Annotated in this window: 1 protein-coding gene; it reads left to right on the top strand. The window is 77.5% G+C overall.

Annotated elements, in window-relative coordinates; translation table 11 throughout:
• Window positions 1-286: 286 nt before the first annotated feature.
• Window positions 287-493 (top strand): hypothetical protein (locus HUX53_RS31055; protein WP_176406774.1); only part of this gene is annotated, 207 nt, incomplete at its 3' end.

Raw genomic sequence — 493 nt, 5'->3', positions numbered from 1 at the left:
GTGGGGCGGCTGCCTGCAGTTCGGACGGTTCGGAGCATGCCAGGTCAGAAATGTGCACCTGCTCCCGCGCAGCGCTGGGGCCGCCGAGCTGGGGGCCGGCGGACGGCGGGGTGGGGGGGTGCTCGGTCTGCGGGCGTGCGGGGGGCGGGGGGAGGGGGGCGAGGTGCGGTGCGGGGCGGGAGGCGACCCGGAGAGGGGGCTGTAGGCCGGGTGCGGCGTGGGGACCGGCGGGTGTGACACGGCCGATTTAGCACGCGATCAGGATGGCCCCCTGGACGGCGCCGGGGTGCGCACGGCGGCCGGGCCGCGGCGGCGCCGGCGCGCGAACCTGCGCGCCGCGTTCGGGCACGAGGTCCTGTCGCGCCCCGTCCAGGTGATCCCGCGCACGGTCGAACGGCCCTGGGAAGAGGTCACCGCCTCCGGCGCCGAGGCCGACGCCGTAGGGGTTCGCGAACGCGCACGCGGCTTCGACATGACCGCGCCGCCGCTGTTG

The sequence above is a fragment of the Actinomadura sp. BRA 177 genome (assembly GCF_013372625.1).
In the GTDB taxonomy this organism is placed as follows: domain Bacteria; phylum Actinomycetota; class Actinomycetes; order Streptosporangiales; family Streptosporangiaceae; genus Spirillospora.
Note: the sequence above shows the minus strand (reverse complement) of the source record. Positions and strands in the feature narration are given on the sequence as shown.